The following is an 18,158-nucleotide window of genomic DNA, read 5'->3' as shown; positions in this document are numbered from 1 at the left end:
CGCCATCGGCTGACGTTCTTGGACGCCACAAAAGGCAAATCCCACGACATCTGAGCCCTTTCTGTTGCTTCGCTTGTGAGGGATGTCGTCTAGTTGGTTTTCTGAGTGTTGTCTGGGTGTCGCCGGTGTGTGGGGGTTGCGGTGTTTCGTCGTGGTGTGGCGTGGTTGGTTGCTTTAGTGGTGGTGGTGGCGCCGGGGTTGTTGGTGGTGCCTGCGGCGGTTGCTGCGGATCCGGTGGTGGAGAACGTGGTGTCGTTCTCGGATGTGCCGGCCGAGTCGCAGTTCGCGACGGAGATTTCGTGGTTGGCCGCATCGGGTATTTCCACGGGCTGGGATGCCGGGTCAGGGGTGCGGCAGTACCGTCCGTTGGAGTCCATTGCCCGGGACGCGATGGCCGCGTTCCTGTACCGGCATGCCGGGTCCCCCGCGTTCACAGCCCCTTCGGCGTCTCCGTTTACTGATGTTCCGGTTGGGGCAGCGTTCTATAAGGAGATCACCTGGCTGGCCTCCAAGGGCATTTCCACCGGCTGGGATGTTGGTGGCGGGAAGCGTGAGTATCGTCCGTTGTCCCCGATTGCCCGTGATGCGATGGCCGCGTTCTTGTACCGGTACGCGGACAAACCAGCCTTCACCGCCCCTTCTGTTTCTCCTTTCGGTGATGTGCCCGCCGGTGGCGGGTTCTATACCGAGATCACCTGGCTGGCCGCGTCCGGGATTTCCACGGGCTGGGATGTGGGTAACGGGGTGCGGGAATACCGGCCGTTGAACGGGATCGCCCGGGATGCGATGGCCGCGTTCCTGTACCGGTACGCAGGACAGAAAGAACCCGCCGACCCTGAGAACCCGGCCGCAGGGACCGTCACGGTAGCCCCCGACGTCGAGATCCTGGAACCGGCCCAACTCCAAACCGCACAAGTCACCAGCAACACGGTGGTCCTGCCCTCGGATCAAGCAACGGACATCAAACCCAACGACGTACTCGTCTCCGGTATCACCACCGGCACCCCGGACGGGCTGCTCGTCCGGGTGGTCCAGGTCGTCAGGGACCCGGGCGGGACCACCTTGGTGAAGACCAAACCGGCCACCGTGCCCGAGGCCGTGGTCTCCACCGGCGGGCTGCTCGAAGTCACCGGCACCCCGGTGAGCTCCGAGTTCATCCCGGCGCCCGACGTCGTGGTTGAACCAGATGCGGCCCCGACCGCAACAAAACCGGACATGGCGCGGCCGTTCGCCGAAACTTCGAAGGACGTGTTCAACAAGTCCATGACGTTCAAGAAGACCGTCAAGGGCGAGTTCGGCAAACCGGACGCACCCTTGACCGGTAATGGCTCGGTGACCTTGAAGTCGTCGGTGACGGCGAAGGCCACGGCGAAGATGACGCTCGACGTCGGCTTCCTGCAGTTGAAGGAAGCCTCGGTAGTGGTGACGCCGTCGGTGAAGGCCGAGCATTCCGTCACGGCCGAGGGGTCTTTGAAGGGCCAGGTGACGTCGAAGCTTGGTGAGCTGAATGCGGCGTTCACGTTCATGGCCGGTCCGGTTCCGGTGGTGGTGACCGCCGAGGCCGAGATGAATGCAAACTTCTCCCTGGACGGGAACGCCAACGTCGTGTTCTCCTCATCCCAAACCGTCACCAGCAACCACGGATTCAAATACAACAACGGCGCATTCAGCCTGGTCAACGACAAACCCACCACCGCAGGAATCCAGAACGAGTACAAAGCCTCCGCCTCACTGACCGCAAGAGCATCCCTGGACTTCGACGCCACCATCAAGCTCTACGGCATCGCCGGGATCACCTTCGGCATCGGCCCCTACGCAACCACCACCATCACCGTCACCACCGCCAGCGGGGAACAGCTCTCCTGGACCTGCCCCCTGGAACTCGGCGTCGAAGGCCGGCTCGGCGTGACGGCAGGCATCGAGATTATGGGCTTCAACCTCGGCGAGTGGGAAGCCACAGTAACCAAGTCATGGCCCCTGTTCACTGCAAATCCCTGCCAAGGCACCACTGTCATCCAGCCCCCACCAACAAACCCCACCCCGACCCCGACTCCCACACCGGAGCCCGAGCCGACTGAGGGGAATAGTCAGCGATACCTGACGGGAGGGTACATGGGAGTCGGTTATGAGGTTCAGGTCGATGGAACTGTCCGTTCGTGGGGCAGGAACGACTCCGGCCAACTGGGGGCAGGCAGCATGCCTTGGCGGAGTCTGCCGGGACCCGTACCTGGCCTCAGCGGGGTCAAATCCGTGGCCGCCGGTTATCAGACTGCCTACGCCATCAAGTCGGATGGCACTGTTTGGGCATGGGGTGACAATTCCACAAATCAGCTCGGTGACGGAACAACCGATTCACGCTCAACACCTGCCCGCATCCAAGGAATTAGCGACGTGATCGATGTAGCGGCGACCTATTACGGGGCCATTGCGCTCAAGAAGGACGGGTCGGTGTGGGCATGGGGCCTGTACACAATGGGGGCGGACGCCATGCATGCAGAGATTCGTCCCGTGCCGCAACCACTATCGGGGCTTTCAAGCATTAAGGCCATCGCTGCAGGGTCAAGTTCGAACTATGCACTTAAGAGTGATGGAACGGTATGGGCATGGGGTGACAACGGCTCAGGACAGCTTGGCGATGGCACGACGACTGAGCGACTGACTCCTGTGAAGGTCAGCAACCTCGCCAGCGTCAAATCCATCTCGGCTGGAAACGGCACTGCTTATGCACTGCAAACGGATGGCACGGCGCGGGCTTGGGGAAGCAACAGCTGGGGGCAGCTCGGCGATGGCACCACAACCTGGCGTTCACTGCCCGTGACAATTGCCGGCCTGTCCGGCGTCGCAGCTCTTGAGGGTGGCGACGGAAACGGCTACGCCCTCATGAAAGACGGGACAGTCCGCGGTTGGGGTTATAACAAACTGGGTGCCGTTGGAAGTGGGGATACCGCGGAGCGGCACCTCCCCACTCCCGTGGTAGGTGTCACCGGTGCAGTTGCCGTTTCCGCCGGATCCGCTTGTGCCTACGTCGTACTGGGAAACGGTGATGCTTTGGCGTGGGGTTGGAACGAATTTGGACAGTTAGGTGACGGGACATACGAAAACCGGGCCAGACCAGTTGCGTTCGGGGTGCAAGGCTCACCGCTGTAAATCTGCTTGATGGCTTAGAACTCTCTCGCACCGGTCCAGACCATCAGATGACGACGCCGGAGGCCAGGTTGAAATCCCAACCTGACCTCCGGCGTCGCTCTTTTCATGCGAAGAGGCGGCTACCGCCGTTTAGTTGTTCATGTACTTCTGGTGGTACCGGTACATGAACGCTGCCATGGCATCGCGGTTCACTGGGACGAGTGGCTGGAACGTTTTGGAGCCGTCCGCAGCGGTCCAGCCAGTGGAGATGCCGGCACCGGACAACCAACTGATTTCGGCGTGGAACTGTGCGCCCGGCGGCACGTCAACGAAGACCTGGGAATCCACGAACGCCGGTTTCCCGGCAAAGCGGTACATGAACGCGGCCATAGCGTCGCGATTCACAGGTTGTACCGGCCGGAATGTTTTGGAACCGTTCGCTTCGATCCAGCCCGTCGAAATCCCTTGGGACGCCAACCACGTGATCTCTTTGTAGAACTGTGTGCTGGGCGTGATGTCCGCGAACGGAGACACTGCCGGAGCGTTGAATGCCGGTGAACCGGCAAGCCGGTACATGAACGCTGCCATCGCATCCCTGTTCACGGCCTGAACTGGACGGAACGACTTGGAACCATCGGCCTCCGTCCAGCCGGTGGAAATTCCCTGAGCAGCCAACCACGAAATCTCATCAAAGAACTGGGCGCCAACGGGAAGATCCGCGAACACTACCGGAGCCGGGGTGGTCTTGAAGAGCTGCGACCATTCCGTCACGGTACCTTCAGCGAGGACGTAATCCGTCATAGCCCTTGCGGTGATCGTTACTGTGCCGGAGCCCGGGAACGTCCCTGCAGCGACAACGTTCCCGCCGACCAGGTACTCAACACCTTCTGTCGCAGGAATCGTATACGTGTCGTCCTTCGTCCCATCAGCATCCGCGAACGTCACGGGAGCCGGGGTTACGACGAACGGGGTCGCCTTGAACACCTGCGACCACTCAGACGTCGCGCCCTCGGCGAGCACGTAATCCGTCAGTGCCTTGGCGGTGACCGTCACCGTCCCGGAACCCGGGTACTTCCCAGCCGCGACAACGTTCCCGCCAACCAGGTACTCAACACCTTCAGTGGCAGGAATCGTGTACGTGTCGTCCTTCGTCCCATCCACATCCGTAAACGTCACCGGAGCCGGGGTCACCACAAACGGGGTCGCCTTGAACTCATGGGCCCACTCAGAAACGGCACCCTCAGCCAGCACATAATCCGTCAGTGCCTTGGCGGTGACCGTCACCGTCCCGGAACCCGGGTACTTCCCAGCCGCGACAACGTTCCCGCCAACCAGGTACTCAACACCTTCAGTGGCAGGAATCGTGTACGTGTCGTCCTTCGTCCCATCAACATCCGTAAACGTCACCGGAGCCGGGGTCACCACAAACGGGGTCGCCTTGAACTCATGGGCCCACTCAGAAGCCGCACCTTCCGCGAGCACATATTTCTTGAGGGCTCTAGCCGCAACCGTCACCGTCCCAGTGCCCGGGTAAGTACCAGCCGCGACAGCATTTCCGCCAACCAAGTATTCAACCCCGGTCACCTCCGGAATCGTGAAGCTATCGCCTAAAGTTCCGTCTTCATCTGTGAAGAGTACCGGCAATGGGATGACCCAGCTTGGCAAATAGATGTCCAGGGCTGCCGCTGCATCTACCAAGCCCGATCCGCAGCCAGCCGGACATCCACCAGGAAGGGGCCGAGAAGTCGCCTTCAGCCGTCTTTCTAAAGACTCAGGGTTGGTCATGCCACCAAGTTCGGAGAACCACAGAGCCGCGACACCTGCAACATGTGGGGCTGCCATGGATGTTCCCTGCATGAATTCGTAGGCGGGGTCTTCTCTGGTGGTCGCCCCGAAGTTCGATGTCGAAAGGATTCCATTTCGAACGTCAAAACTAATGTCCCCACCGGGAGCTGTGACATCCACGGCGCTACCGTAGTTGGAGTACGGAGCTCTGGCACCGTTCCTTCCACTGGCTGCAACTGTAATCACGTTCTGGCAGTTAGCTGGGCTCGAATCGGCTGCCGGCCTATTGGAATTGCCAGCAGCAACAACTACGGCCGCCCCGGAGTTGTAAGCAAAATTGATCGCGTTTTGGTAGCTGGCGGAGCAGGGGCTAATGCCACCGAGGCTAAGGTTGATGACTCTCGCCGGGTTGGGGTTGATCGGGGCACCAGACACCACACCACCCGCGGCCCATACGATCGAATCGGCGATGTCCGACGTGTACCCGCCGCAGGCGCCCAGAGCACGAAGAGGAAGAATCTTGGCTTCGGGCGCTACGCCCGTTACACCTTTGCCATTCCCGCCGATGGCCGCGACCGTGCCTGCCACGTGAGTTCCGTGCCAAGAAGATACACCTTGTGGGCTGCCCCAATAGCATTGGTTCGCCGAAATCCAGTCGCCTTCGTCTGTCGGATCAGCGTCCCGGCCGTCCCCATCGCGGGCGGCTTGGGAGCTGGAAATCATGTCGTAGCCAGGCAGTACGTTGCCATCGAGTTCAAAATGACTTGTGATGCCTGTGTCCACGACCGCCACCACCACACCTTGACCACGGTTGTACTCCCACGCACCCGGAGCTCTAAGTCCGGCGAAGTCCTCCCACAGATCCCACTGAAGGGAATACAGCCCGTCATTTGGGTCGGCTGCCGTCTGCATAATCGCGTCGGGTTCCGCGTATTCCACGGCCGGATCTGACCTTAGAGCGTCGAGAAAGACCTCAGCCTCATCCGCAGGAAGGGCTTCATCGAGTTTGACGATGTGTCCCCCGGTTGCGCTCTCGCGCAAATTCGTTGCAAGAACGCCTAGCTTTGTTGCAGCCTGACTAACGGCATTGCCTGCCGTTTCCGCAGCCTGTGCTCCCGCGTTGTCTTCTCTCAGTCCAACGATGAACTGGTCGGTAGCAATCTCGAGAGCAGGCTGCATGGCCTGCGTCGTACTGGAAACGATGTCACTCTCGTCGGCGACTGCTGGAAGTGCAGCCAGTCCCCCGCTGAAAAGGAGTGTTGTCACGGCGACGCCGACGGTTCTAAACGATGGCGCGCGGAATCTCTCAAGCATGTTTCTGGGCATCCTAGGGAAGGCGAAAAAGCCAGAGCTGGCTGGTCGCAGGCAACTGGAGATCACCAGCTGACCCCCAGGAGATTGTAAGCAGACTTTTGACTTGCGCTGGATGACCTAACCGTTTATGACACCGTGCAATGGCTGGGTCGTTTGGCTTCCCCCCAAAGCGGGTAACAGTTGACGCATTGAACGCCACATTGAGCAATCCCCACGACTTTTGGGGATTTGCTGTTGCTTTGCTGATGAGGGATGTCATTTAGTTAGCTTTCTGAGGGTTGTCTGGGTGTCGCCGGTGTGTGGGGGTTGCGGTGTTTCGTCGTGGTGTGGCGTGGTTGCTTGCTTTAGTGGTGGTGGTGGCGCCGGGGTTGTTGGTGGTGCCTGCGGCGGTTGCTGCGGATCCGGTGGTGGAGAACGTGGTGTCGTTCTCGGATGTGCCGGCCGAGTCGCAGTTCGCGACGGAGATTTCGTGGTTGGCCGCATCGGGTATTTCCACGGGCTGGGATGCCGGGTCAGGGGTGCGGCAGTACCGTCCGTTGGAGTCCATTGCCCGGGACGCGATGGCCGCGTTCCTGTACCGGCATGCCGGGTCCCCCGCGTTCACAGCCCCTTCGGCGTCTCCGTTTACTGATGTTCCGGTTGGGGCAGCGTTCTATAAGGAGATCACCTGGCTGGCCTCCAAGGGCATTTCCACCGGCTGGGATGTTGGTGGCGGGAAGCGTGAGTATCGTCCGTTGTCCCCGATTGCCCGTGATGCGATGGCCGCGTTCTTGTACCGGTACGCGGACAAACCAGCCTTCACCGCCCCTTCTGTTTCTCCTTTCGGTGATGTGCCCGCCGGTGGCGGGTTCTATACCGAGATCACCTGGCTGGCCGCGTCCGGGATTTCCACGGGCTGGGATGCTGGTAACGGGGTGCGGGAATACCGGCCGTTGAACGGGATCGCCCGGGATGCGATGGCCGCGTTCCTGTACCGGTACGCAGGACAGAAAGAACCCGCCGACCCTGAGAACCCGGCCGCAGGGACCGTCACGGTAGCCCCGGACGTTGAAATCCTGGAACCGGCCCAACTCCAAACCGCACAAGTCACCAGCAACACGGTGGTCCTGCCCTCGGATCAAGCAACGGACATCAAACCCAACGACGTACTCGTCTCCGGTATCACCACCGGCACCCCGGACGGGCTCCTGGTCCGGGTGGTCCAGGTAGTCCGGGACCCGGGCGGGACCACCCTGGTGAAAACCAAACCCGCCACCCTGCCCGAAGCCGTGGTCTCCACCGGAGGGCTGCTCGAAGTCACCGGCACCCCGGTGAGCTCCGAGTTCATCCCCGCGCCCGACGTCGTCGTTGAACCAGACGCAGCCCCGACCGCAACCAGAACCGGCCCCGCACCCACACCAGATATGGCCCGGCCGTACGCGGCGGCCTCTGCGGAGGTGTTCAACAAATCCATGGCCTTGACCAGGACCGTCAAGGGCGAGTTCGGCAAACCCGACGCCCCGCTGACCGGTGACGGGTCAGTGACCCTAAAGTCGTCAGTGACGGCCAAGGCCACAGCAAAAATGACACTACAAACCGCCTTCCTGAGCTTGAAGGAAGTCTCCGTAGTCATCACCCCCTCGATCAGGGCCGAACACTCCCTCACGGTAGAGGGATCATTGAAAGGCCAGGTCACCGCCAAGCTGGGCGAACTGAACTCCGCGTTCACGTTCATGGCCGGCCCGGTCCCGGTAGTAGTGACCAGCAACGCGACAATGAACGCGAACTTCTCCCTGGACGGGAACGCCGACGTGGTGTTCTCCTCATCCCAGACCGTCACCAGCAACCACGGATTCAAATACAACAACGGCTCGTTCGCCCTGGTCAACGACAAACCCACCACCGCCGGAATCGAAAACGACTACAAAGCCTCAGCATCCCTGACCGCAAGAGCATCCCTGGATTTTGATGCCACGATCAAGCTCTACGGCATTGCCGGGATCACCTTCGGCATCGGCCCCTACGCGACCACCACCATCACCGTCACCACCGCCAGCGGGGAACAGCTCTCCTGGACTTGCCCCCTGGAACTCGGCGTCGAGGGCCGACTCGGTGTCCTGGCAGGCATCAAAATACTCGGCTTCGACCTCGGCGAATGGAAAGCCACCGCAACCAACACATGGCCCCTCTTCACAGCAAATCCCTGCCAAGGCACCCCGGTCATCAAACCATCCGACCCGGTACCAACCGGGCTCATCGGAGTGGCCGCTGGGATTGAGAGCGCCTTCGCTTTGAAAGCGGACGGGACACTTTGGGCATGGGGTTTCAATGCCTCCGGAAATTTGGGGACAGGCTCCGATGCCTATGCCACCTACGTGCCCGCTCAGGTTTTGGGCCTTCGTAAGGTGACAGCTGTAGCAGCGTACGGATACAACGCTTACGCTCTCAAGAGCGACGGAACAGTGTGGGCCTGGGGAAGCAACTATTACGGCCAGCTTGGCAACTCAAGTGGTGGGCAGTATTCATCGGTTCCACTCGAGGTCCAGGGATTGAACAGCGTCAGGAGTATCGCCGCTAACGGAAACACAGCCTACGCGTTGCGCTCGGACGGCACTGTTTGGGCATGGGGAAACAACACCAAAGGCCAGCAAGGGCAAGGCCACACTCTGGGGACAGGCCATACGCCCCTTCAGGTGCAGGGTCTTACGGATGTCACCAAGATCTCGGGCGGCGGAAATTCGGGCTACGCGCTCAAGGGCGACGGTTCAGTGTGGGCGTGGGGGTACAACGGGGAGGGCCAGCTTGGCAACGGAACAACCGTCAACTCCTTGGTACCGGTCAGGGTTTCCGGCCTGGACGGCGTGCGGGACATCGTGGGCACCAGCTATGGCGCCCTTGCCCTTCGCAACGATGGAACCGTCTGGGCTTGGGGTCACAACGGGCTTGGCCTGTTGGCGAACGGAACATACCAGGGACATAGCGATGTCCCCGTTCAAATCCCCGGGCTGAGTGGCATCGAAAACATTGGAGCGAACGTCTATAGCGTCTTCGCATCGAACGGGGCAGATGAGTTCTGGGCTTGGGGCAACAACAACTCAGGAGAACTGGGAGATGGTACCCGCAACACCACCAACGTGCCGATTCGCGTGCAGCAGCTAAACGGTGTCCAGTTTGTCACTGGAGGCCTCTACACGTCCTATGCCCTTACCAGCGATGGCAGGTTCTGGTCTTGGGGAGAGAACGGTTTGGGACAGCTAGGAAACGGCACTACTGCAGACTCATACGTTCCGCAGGAAGTTCCGGCCTTCTGATACAGCGTGCATGTAGCTGGTCCGGTGATTGTCAGTTAGCCCAGTGATTCGATGCGGGTCACGTACCACCAGCTGACCGCGGGAATTTGTAAGCTGCCGTCGGCGGTGACGGCCGGACGTCGCCGATTTTGACAGCTTCCGCGACAGTTGCCTCGGACGGGGAGGGACCTAGCCGATGCGCTCAAACACCATGGTCGCCTGAATACGGTCACCGCCTCCGATCACTCCCTTACTCCCGCTGCTGGCAGTGGTTATGGTGTGGAGCCTGTAGCCCTTGGCGGCTTGATCGTTGATGGCCTTTTCCAGGGAGGGAAGGTTGCCCGAACCGGCGCCCCACATTTTCTCTTTCAGGATCACTTGGAGAACGACGTACTGCTGCATCGCGACACTTCCTTCTGTTTCGGGACGGTTGCGTGCAAGGCTACTCGACGCCGGCGGGGAACCTTTGGGGGGTCAGCCCAGTTCGCGCAGCGTGGCGGTCATGTCACCACCCGCATCACCTGTGTTGACCGTACCTTTTGGCTCGAACAGCAGGGCGTGGACTTCGTTTTCAGCCTTGGGGCAGTGCTCGGTCCCCTTGGGGACCACGTAGATGTCGTTAGGCCCGAGCACCACATCGCCGTCGCGGAGCTGAATGGTGAGATTCCCACTGATGACCATGAACAATTCGTCGGTATCGGGATGAGTGTGCCAAACGAATTCGCCCTGAATTTTCACAACTTTCACGTCGTAATCGTTGATGCTAGTCAGCCTGTGAGGCTGCCAGTGCGCCGAGATCGAATCAAGGGCGGCATTGATGTTGCGTACCAAATCAGTCATGGATGATCAGCACTTTCTTTCGAGGTCTTTGACGGGCGTCCAACATTTTCACGAGTGCATTCGTGCGCCCTTCACGATCCGGTCAACCACGTTTCGAGGGCCGCGGAGGGCAATTCCCACGAGGTCAAGGTCCTGGGCAGCAACCGCCGCCACCGCTGCCCGGTTGGCTTCATCGTGGCCGGTGGAGAAAAGATCTCGCGTGTACAGGGCAATGGGAATCTCCCGAGCAAGAGACCGCTCCCGCGCTGCCGCCAGGAGTTCCTGCCCGGCAGTGAGCACCAGAACGGGCTGGCGAAGCATGGGAAGGTAGCCGTTCCCGTCTCGGTCCTGATACGGCTCCCCCGTCAGACCCGGGGCACTGGTGGCGATGGCACTCATGAGAAATGCTGTGACGTTCAGCTCTTGCCAGGGCAGAAGATCATCAGCGAGGACCACCACCACTTTCGTGTCAAAGCGAACGGTCGCGGAGGAAGGGGAATCAATGACTGCTGTCGAGTTTTCTTGCATGAACCCAAGCATGGCCGCAGGCAGGAATGGCGGTCTTGTACATTTCTTGCATGGGTAACTCAGTGCACGCATGGCATCCGGCCGTGCCTTACGTGCGCGAGGTGCTGCATGCAACGTTCGACGATCACAGGTACCCGTCCCATACTCACGACGACTGGACGGTGCTTCTGATCGACAAAGGGGCAGTGACTTACGACCTCGGCCGCACCGAACATCAGGCAGTTCCCGCCTCAATCACCCTGCTACCGCCGCATGTCCCGCACGACGGTCGCTCCGCCGTCGGAGGTGAATCATTCCGTAAGCGAGTCCTGTACCTGAGTGAAGACTGGCTGCCCGCCAAAGCAGCAGAGGCGGCAGTGGCGCAACCGCTGCTGGTGGATCCGCAGACGGTGGCAACCGTGACCGGCATCCATGCGGCGCTGTCCTTGCCGGCGGATGTGATGGAGGCCGAATGCGGCGTTCTGGCTCTGCGAGAATCGGTCCGCTCCCATTTGGGAACGCCGTCGTCGCCGACGCGGGACGCTCCCCTGGCCCGCAAGCTGCGCGAGATGCTGGATGACCGCCTCTTTGAGTCCTTCACCATTGCCGAAGCAGCTGAATTACTGGGTGCTCACCCGAGCCATTTGGTCCGCGCATTTTCCAAGGCCTACGGCATCGCCCCTTACCGCTACGTCACGGGGCGCCGCGTGGACCGCGCCCGACGTCTGCTGCTCGATGGCCGCCCGGCTTCTGTTGCGGCGGTTGAGGCTGGCTTCCATGACCAGTCGCACCTCACCAGGCATTTCCGTCGTGTTCTGGGTACCACGCCGGGAGCCTTCACGGCCTGACCTTCACGCCGTCGCGGTTGTAGCGGCTAAGACCGGTCGTGAAGCGTCACGTGGTAACTGTCGGCGTCGGCGAAGGTGAACCTGCGGCCGAATGGACCGTCAATGGGGGGCGGTGACCCCCAGCGTGAGTTCGTCGAAACTGATCTCCTTACAACTCTTATTGTCATGGGTTCTGTGCCGGAGGAGACTTGTGGCGACGGCATCCCATCTGGGGCCGCCCGCGAGGCCACTGAGCTGCGGGGCATCGCAGTACCCAAAAGCGGCTTGGTGGATCGATGAGCTCCATGACACCCCTTGAACTGGCCACTCAGCGATGGCGCTATCTCTTACCCTTGCTGGTTATCGCACTCATTGGATGTCTCGGTGGGTGCGACTCCAAGCCCGACGACGCCTCCCTCCCGTCCGCAAGTTCTTCGACAACGGAGGCTCGCACGGCCCCGGCACAGCCGGACAGTGGCGCCCCTCGAACAGTCCCACTGCTGCCGGAGAGTGGCGACCTCGACGCCGGCACCTACCGCGTCCTCGTCAAGGGCTACCCGGCGCCTTTCGAGATCACCGTCCCAGCCGGTTGGTCGACTGACGACGGCGATGGTGTGGCCAAGGACGACCCGAATCACCCTGATGAATGGGGGGTCTTCGTGGGTTGGTGGCCCGCCGAGTATGTGCCGACGGACGCATGCGCTTGGGAGGGCGCGCTCGTCAAGATCGATCCGTCAGTTAAGGACTTCGTCGACGCGTTGACGGCGCAGACGTCAACGGCGAGCACCCCTCCCGTCAAGGTCAAGGTGGGTGATTACTCCGGCTTCGAGTTCGACCACTTCGTCAAGGGCGACGTGGATATCACAGCCTGCGACCGCGACAAATTCTGCATCCACTCTGAATTCTCAAACGAATGCACACGCTGGTACTCGAGCGCCGCTGAGCGCGAAACCTACCGGGTGATGGACTTGAACGGCAAGCGCGCTGTGAGCTGGGTGGTCCAATTCCACGAATCGATCAATCCGGAGCTGACGAGAGAGGCACGCGCCGTTTTCGACTCGATCGTGTTCAGTCCCGGCAACTGATCAGGTGATGCGGTAGATCGGAGCGCATCGCGATTCTGCGCCTCACCCAGGCCATTCCTCGTGGCCCCAGCGAGCCAGCGCATCAATCGCCTCCCGCAAGGCGAGCCCCCTATCGGTCAGCGCGTAGGCCCGCGTGTTGTGCCGGAGGGGCAGGCGGGACAGTACGCCAGCGGCCTCGAGCTCGCGCAGTCGGGTCGCGAGAATGTTGGTCGGCACTCCGAGGTCGCGCTGCAGATCGCCGTAGCGCTGTGGCCCGTCGAGGAGCCGCTCCACGATGAGCAGGGCCCACCGCGCTCCGACGACGTCGAGGGCCGCGGCGAGGCTGCTCACGCGGTCGGATCGACGTCCGGCTTCATCCAAAACGGCGAGTAGTGGTAGCCGTCGGGGTCGTCGAATTGGCGCTGGTACATGAAGGGGTAGTCGTCGGTGTCACCGATCCGGCCGCCGGCGGCACCGGCGCGTTCAATGAGCTCGTCCACCGCCTCCCGGCTGCCGAGGTCGAAGGACACCGTGACCTTCGAGGGGGTGTCGGGTCCGCCGACCAGTTCCTCGGCGCCGCCGACGCTCGCGTACATCTCGCGGCTGCCGAGCATGACGTACTGCTCCGGTGCGATCGCGAAGCATGACACGTTGTGATCGGACATCTCGGTGTTGAGGGTCCAGCCGAGGGCGGTATAGAAAGCGGTCGCGCGCTCGACGCTGTCAACAGGGCAAGTGATGAAGAGGCTCATGCGGCCCATACTTGCAAAATGCAAGTGCGGCGTCAATGGTTGTTCGCGCACAATGTGCCCTGCGCGTCCTGCACGCCAGGCCGGAGGCTCGTGGTCTCTCCTGTTAACCGAATGACTTGTATTAGTGGTGGATCACCAGACTGGGAAAAACAGGGTGCGCCCACGCCGCAGGGCTCTCCCTAACTGATCGACAGCATGGGCAGATTCAGCCGTTCCGACGTCGGAGAAAGATCCGTTGCCGCCGTAAAGCGAGAGCGCCGAAGCCGCGGCCTCACGGAGAGTTGGAGCGTCGTCGACTCCAACAAACTGTTTGTCGAGCCAATCGGCGGTGCGCTGGCGCTGCACGTCGTGCTCGAGTTGCGCGACTGACCGCACCTCGGCAATTGCGGATGTGATCTCGTCTCGGACGGCGTCGACGTTTCTGTGCTGGTTTCCCATCATCCAAGCGTACGGAGTTGGAAGACATACAACAGAGGCCACGGCCCGAAGGCTCGTGGTCTCTGCTGTTCGCTCTAGAGATGAGATGTGAGAGAGGGACCCGCCCAAACCCGCGGGATGTGAGAGAGGGACCCGCCCAAACCCGCGGGATGTGAGAGAGGGACCCCCCCCAAACCTAGGGATGTGAGAGAGGGACCCGCCCAAACCCGCGGGATGTGAGAGAGGGACCCGCCCAAACCCGCGGGATGTGAGAGAGGGACCCGCCCAAACCCTTGGGATGTGAGAGAGGAACCCGCCCAAACCCGCGGGATGTGAGAGAGGGTTACATGTCTGCGAGCGCGCCGCCAGGGTTCTCGATCGCGTCGGCAACGTACCGGAGGAAGCCGGCCGCGGTTTCGCCGTCGCACACGCGGTGGTCGAAGGCGAGGGTCAGCTCGGTGACCTTGCGAACGGCAAGCTCGCCGTTGACTACCCAGGGCTTGTCGATGATGCGGCCAACGCCCAGCATCGCGACCTCGGGATAGTTGATGATGGCAGCCGAGCCGTCCACACCGAACACGCCATAGTTGTTCAGCGTGAACGTGCCCGAGCCCAGTTCCGTGGGGGTCGCCTTTCCGTCACGTGCGACGGCGGTGAGTCGGCGGATCTCTGTGTCCAGTTCGCGGGCACTCAGCTGGTGCGCGTTCCGTACCGACGGGACCACGAGCCCGCGGTCGGTTTGGGCGGCGAAGCCGAGGTTGATTCCTTCAAACCCGACGATCTCCTGAGAGCCATCCGAAGCGGTTTCAAAGCGCGTGTTCAAGGCCGGGTACTTTTTTAACCCAGCCGTGACAAAACGGGCAATGAAGGCCAACAGGCCAGGGGTATCGTGCGGTGCGCGCTTCTTGAGCTCGGCACGCATTTCCAGCAGTGCGGTTGCATCGACGTCCACCCAAACGGTGGCTTCAGGGATTTCCGAGCGGCTGCGGGTCATGTTTGCGGCCACGGCCTTGCGGACTCCACGGACAGGCGTCCGCGCAGAGACAGACAAGCCGGTACGGCTATCAACGGCACCCGCAGAAGCAGGAGCAGAAACGGGAGCAGCAGGAATGGCAGCAACAGAAGGCGCAGCAGCAACCGAGGGCGAAGCAATAACAGCCTCCACATCCTTACGCATGATCAACCCGCTGGCGCCCGAGCCCTCAATAGCGTCGAGGGAAACACCGTGGTCGCGTGCCATTTTGCGGACAAGCGGAGAGATGACGGCACTGAGCTTGCCCGGGATGCGCGTTCCGGCCACAGCCGGCTCCATCTCTGGCACAGCAGCAGGCTCAGCAACAGCAGAAGCAACAACAGAAGCACTCGCCTTCCGCGGCCGGGTCCGGCCACCGGTGGCTCCCCCGGGCGTACCGTAACCAATCAGCACATTGCCCGAGCCTGCCTTTTCCTCGGTCCGGTACGTCTCGGCAGCAGCTTCCACGGCGGACGAAACGTCAAGACCCGAGGACACCGGCGATGGATCCACAGAACCAGCCGGAGCAGGAACAGGCGCGGCAGCGGGCGAACTCGCCGCAGAACCAGCGCGAGCGATCGAGATCAGCGGCTTGCCGACGTCGAGCGTTTGACCGGCTTCACCGTGCAACTCGGCGACGGTGCCGGCGTAAGGCGAGGGCACCTCAACCATGGACTTGGCGGTCTCAACCTCGGCGATGGGCTGGTCAACTACGATCTCGTCGCCCACGGCAACGAGCCAGTTCACCAGTTCGGCCTCGGTGAGGCCCTCCCCAAGATCGGGCAGTTTGAAGACCTGCATATCTGAACTCATGGTCAGTCCTCCCATTGAAGGTCGTCGACGGCGTCGAGGATGCGGTCGACGCTTGGCAGGTAGTAGTGCTCCAGCTTGGGAGACGGGAACGGGACATCGAAGCCGGTCACTCGAAGGACGGGCGCGGCGAGGTAGTGGAAAGCGCGTTCCTGGACGCGGGCCACGATCTCGGAGGACACGGACGCGAAGCCATGCGCTTCGGCGATCACGACGGCGCGTCCCGTCTTGCGTACGGACGCGCAGACGGTTTCGTCGTCGAAGGGGACCAGGGTGCGGACATCGATGACTTCGAGTGAGCGGCCCTCTTCGGCGGCGGCAGCGGCAGCGGCGAGCGCGGTGGGGACGGACGGGCCGTAGGCGATGAGCGTCGCGTCCGTACCGGGTCGGGCAACAGCTGCGCGGCCCTCGGTGGAGGTGCCGGCGTCGTGCTCTGCTCGCAGGGCACCCAAGTCCACCTGGTCCTTGGACCAGTAGAGCTTCTTGGGTTCCATGAACATGACGGGGTCGTCGGAGTCGATGGCTTCGCGGAGCATGCGGTAGCCGTCGGCCACGGTGGCCGGGGTGTAGACCTTCAGGCCGGCAGTGTGGGCGTAGTAGGACTCGGAGGAGTCGCAGTGGTGTTCCACTCCCCCGATGCCGCCGGCGTAGGGAACACGGATGACCATGGGCATTTTGAGCTTGCCCTTGGTGCGGTTGTGCATTTTGGCTACGTGGCTGACGATCTGTTCGAAGGCGGGGTAGGCGAAGGCGTCGAACTGCATTTCGACGACTGGTCGCATGCCGTTGATGGCCATGCCCACGGCCATGCCGACGATGCCGGACTCTGCCAGCGGGGTGTCGAAGCAGCGCTGTTCGCCGAACTCGGCCATGAGGCCGTCGGTGATGCGGAAGACGCCGCCCAACATGCCGACGTCCTCGCCGAATACCAAGACGGAGGAGTCGGCGCGCATGGCGTCGGCCATGGCAGTGTTAAGGGCCTTGGCCATGGTGAGGCTTTGCGGGCCGGTGGCCTCGGCAGTGGCCGCGGCGGAAGCGGCGGCGCTGGCGGTGGCTGCGCTGACGTTGGCTGTGGTGGTGCCGGTCGCACTGGTGGTGACGGTCATTTTGCGCTCTCCGTTCCGTGGTTGGCGCTTTCGGCGCGGGCGAGTTCGCCGGCGAGCATCTCGGACTGCTCTTTCAGCTGCGGGGTTTGCTTGGCGAAGACGTACTTGAAGAGGTCCAGCGGCTGCACCGGAACCTCCTCCCCCAGGCCTTCACGAAGCTGGGTGGCCACGGCTTCGGCATGCGCAGCGATCCGCTCATTGGCGGAATCGTCCAGCAGGCCCTTATCCGTGAGGTATGACTTCATGCGCGTCAGCGGATCCTTGGCCTGCCATTCGGCAACTTCGCTGTCCGGACGGTAGCGGGTGGCGTCGTCGGCGTTGGTGTGGGCTTGCATGCGATAGGTGTGGGCTTCGATCAGGAGCGGGCCGGATCCTTCGCGGGCCAGCTTCACGGCCCGGTCCATCACGGCGAGCAGTGCGACGAGGTCGTTGCCGTCAACGCGCTCACCGGCCATGCCGTAGCCAACAGCCTTGTGGGCCAGCGACGGCGCCACGGACTGGTGGCTGAGCGGTACGGAGATGGCGTACTTGTTGTTCTGCACGAAGAAGATGACGGGCAGGTGGAAGACTGCGGCGAAGTTCAGTGCCTCGTGGAAGTCGCCTTCGCTGGTGGCGCCGTCGCCACACATGGCCATCACTACAGTGTTTTCACCGCGGAGCTTGGCAGCGTGCGCGACGCCGACGGCGTGGAGCAGCTGGGTGGTCAGCGGGGTGCATTGGATGCCGACGTTGTGCGCGCTGGGGTCGTACCCGCCGTGCCAGTCGCCGCGGAAGATGGTCATCACCTCAACGGGGTCCACCCCGCGGGTCATGACGGCGACGGCGTCGCGGTAGGTGGGGAACAGCCAGTCACCTTCGCTGAGGCACATGGCAGCTGCAACCTGGCAGGCTTCTTGGCCGTGGCTTGAGGGGTAGACGGCCATGCGGCCCTGCCGGACCAGCGCAGAGTTCTGATCGTTGACGCGGCGTCCGACGACGAGCTGCTCGTAAGCGGCCATCAGTTCAGCGTCGCCGGGTGTGGGGTATTCGTGGCCGGGTTCGGTGCCTTGCTCGTCATGGGAGCGGAGGGTGCCGTCCGGGTTCACCATTTGGATCTGGTGCCGGGCGGGGAGCATGTAGTCCTCAACGCTGATGCCGAATTTTGTCCGAACGTCAGCAGCTTGGTCCTCTACAGCCGTTTCCGGCGCAGAGTGATCTGCGTGGATCGTCATTGGTCCGTCCTTCTCTAGCCACTATGTGCTTCCAGTATGTTCCCCGGCTCTGTTTCGTATCCAGCTTTCCGCCGAATCATGGAAGCCCTTGCCTAAACTGGGTATTCTGAAAGACGAATTGCAATTGTGAGCTGGGTAA

14 protein-coding genes and 1 pseudogene are annotated in these 18,158 nt (G+C 61.9%); 4 read left to right on the top strand and 11 right to left on the bottom strand.

Annotation, left to right across the window (positions count from 1 at the left end):
- Nucleotides 1-390 precede the first annotated feature (390 nt).
- Nucleotides 391-3,147, top strand: a complete 2,757-nt coding sequence (locus J3A64_RS01035; RefSeq protein ID WP_374100556.1) for an RCC1 domain-containing protein — start codon at nucleotides 391-393, stop codon at nucleotides 3,145-3,147.
- Nucleotides 3,148-3,276: 129 nt separating this feature from the next.
- Here J3A64_RS01035 and J3A64_RS01030 read toward each other — a convergent pair whose 3' ends face one another.
- The gene (locus J3A64_RS01030; RefSeq protein ID WP_286176126.1) at nucleotides 3,277-6,225 is read right to left on the bottom strand and encodes a S8 family serine peptidase; all 2,949 of its coding nucleotides are present in this window, start codon (nucleotides 6,223-6,225) and stop codon (nucleotides 3,277-3,279) included.
- 311 nt (nucleotides 6,226-6,536) lie between these two features.
- Between J3A64_RS01030 and J3A64_RS01025 the strand changes: the two genes are divergently transcribed.
- Entirely contained in the window at nucleotides 6,537-9,515 is a 2,979-nt protein-coding gene (locus J3A64_RS01025; protein ID WP_210063466.1) for an S-layer homology domain-containing protein, read from the top strand.
- Nucleotides 9,516-9,683: 168 nt separating this feature from the next.
- Here the strand turns inward: J3A64_RS01025 and J3A64_RS01020 are convergent, their stop codons facing one another.
- From J3A64_RS01020 to J3A64_RS01010, 3 genes are all read right to left on the bottom strand, one after another.
- Nucleotides 9,684-9,896 (bottom strand): DUF4177 domain-containing protein, encoded by a 213-nt coding sequence (locus J3A64_RS01020; RefSeq protein ID WP_011775776.1) that lies wholly within the window; start codon nucleotides 9,894-9,896, stop codon nucleotides 9,684-9,686.
- Between the two features lie 72 nt (nucleotides 9,897-9,968).
- Nucleotides 9,969-10,334 carry a cupin domain-containing protein gene (locus J3A64_RS01015; RefSeq protein WP_210063465.1) on the bottom strand — a complete coding sequence of 122 codons (366 nt, stop codon included), beginning with the start codon at nucleotides 10,332-10,334 and terminating at the stop codon, nucleotides 9,969-9,971.
- A gap of 48 nt (nucleotides 10,335-10,382) precedes the next feature.
- On the bottom strand, nucleotides 10,383-10,853 hold the full coding sequence (locus tag J3A64_RS01010) for a DUF2000 family protein (protein ID WP_210063464.1): 471 nt from the start codon (nucleotides 10,851-10,853) through the stop codon (nucleotides 10,383-10,385).
- 38 nt (nucleotides 10,854-10,891) lie between these two features.
- Here J3A64_RS01010 and J3A64_RS01005 point away from each other — a divergent pair, with 38 nt between their 5' ends.
- The gene (locus tag J3A64_RS01005; RefSeq protein WP_286176124.1) at nucleotides 10,892-11,668 is read left to right on the top strand and encodes an AraC family transcriptional regulator; all 777 of its coding nucleotides are present in this window, start codon (nucleotides 10,892-10,894) and stop codon (nucleotides 11,666-11,668) included.
- 26 nt (nucleotides 11,669-11,694) lie between these two features.
- Here J3A64_RS01005 and J3A64_RS23550 read toward each other — a convergent pair.
- Nucleotides 11,695-11,775, bottom strand: a pseudogene (locus J3A64_RS23550) (VOC family protein); the annotation flags it as partial.
- Nucleotides 11,776-11,943: 168 nt separating this feature from the next.
- On the opposite strand from J3A64_RS23550, the gene J3A64_RS01000 reads away from it, so the two are divergent.
- The gene (locus tag J3A64_RS01000) at nucleotides 11,944-12,732 is read left to right on the top strand and encodes a hypothetical protein (protein WP_210063462.1); all 789 of its coding nucleotides are present in this window, start codon (nucleotides 11,944-11,946) and stop codon (nucleotides 12,730-12,732) included.
- Between the two features lie 42 nt (nucleotides 12,733-12,774).
- On the opposite strand, the gene J3A64_RS00995 is transcribed toward J3A64_RS01000, so the two are convergent.
- The 6 genes from J3A64_RS00995 to pdhA all read right to left on the bottom strand — a co-directional run bounded on the left by J3A64_RS00995 (nucleotide 12,775) and on the right by pdhA (nucleotide 18,019).
- Nucleotides 12,775-13,062, bottom strand: coding sequence for a helix-turn-helix domain-containing protein (locus tag J3A64_RS00995; protein ID WP_210063461.1), 288 nt, complete (start codon nucleotides 13,060-13,062; stop codon nucleotides 12,775-12,777).
- Nucleotides 13,059-13,463, bottom strand: coding sequence for a VOC family protein (locus J3A64_RS00990; protein ID WP_043806617.1), 405 nt, complete (start codon nucleotides 13,461-13,463; stop codon nucleotides 13,059-13,061). Before J3A64_RS00990 ends, J3A64_RS00995 begins: the two co-directional genes overlap by 4 nt.
- Before the next feature lie 132 nt (nucleotides 13,464-13,595).
- Entirely contained in the window at nucleotides 13,596-13,901 is a 306-nt protein-coding gene (locus tag J3A64_RS00985) for a glycine betaine ABC transporter substrate-binding protein (protein WP_210063460.1), read from the bottom strand.
- A 322-nt stretch (nucleotides 13,902-14,223) separates the two neighbouring features.
- Nucleotides 14,224-15,705 carry a dihydrolipoamide acetyltransferase family protein gene (locus tag J3A64_RS00980; RefSeq protein WP_286176122.1) on the bottom strand — a complete coding sequence of 494 codons (1,482 nt, stop codon included), beginning with the start codon at nucleotides 15,703-15,705 and terminating at the stop codon, nucleotides 14,224-14,226.
- A gap of 2 nt (nucleotides 15,706-15,707) precedes the next feature.
- A complete protein-coding gene (locus J3A64_RS00975) occupies nucleotides 15,708-16,808 on the bottom strand; it encodes an alpha-ketoacid dehydrogenase subunit beta (protein WP_210063458.1) in 1,101 nt (366 codons plus the stop codon).
- The gene (gene pdhA / locus J3A64_RS00970) at nucleotides 16,805-18,019 is read right to left on the bottom strand and encodes a pyruvate dehydrogenase (acetyl-transferring) E1 component subunit alpha (protein ID WP_210063457.1); all 1,215 of its coding nucleotides are present in this window, start codon (nucleotides 18,017-18,019) and stop codon (nucleotides 16,805-16,807) included. Before pdhA ends, J3A64_RS00975 begins: the two co-directional genes overlap by 4 nt.
- Nucleotides 18,020-18,158 lie beyond the last annotated feature (139 nt).

The organism is Pseudarthrobacter sp. PvP004 (assembly GCF_017876035.1).
GTDB lineage: Bacteria > Actinomycetota > Actinomycetes > Actinomycetales > Micrococcaceae > Arthrobacter > Arthrobacter aurescens_A.
The sequence above is the reverse complement of the archived record's forward strand: the minus strand, read 5'-3'. Positions and strand labels throughout refer to the sequence as shown.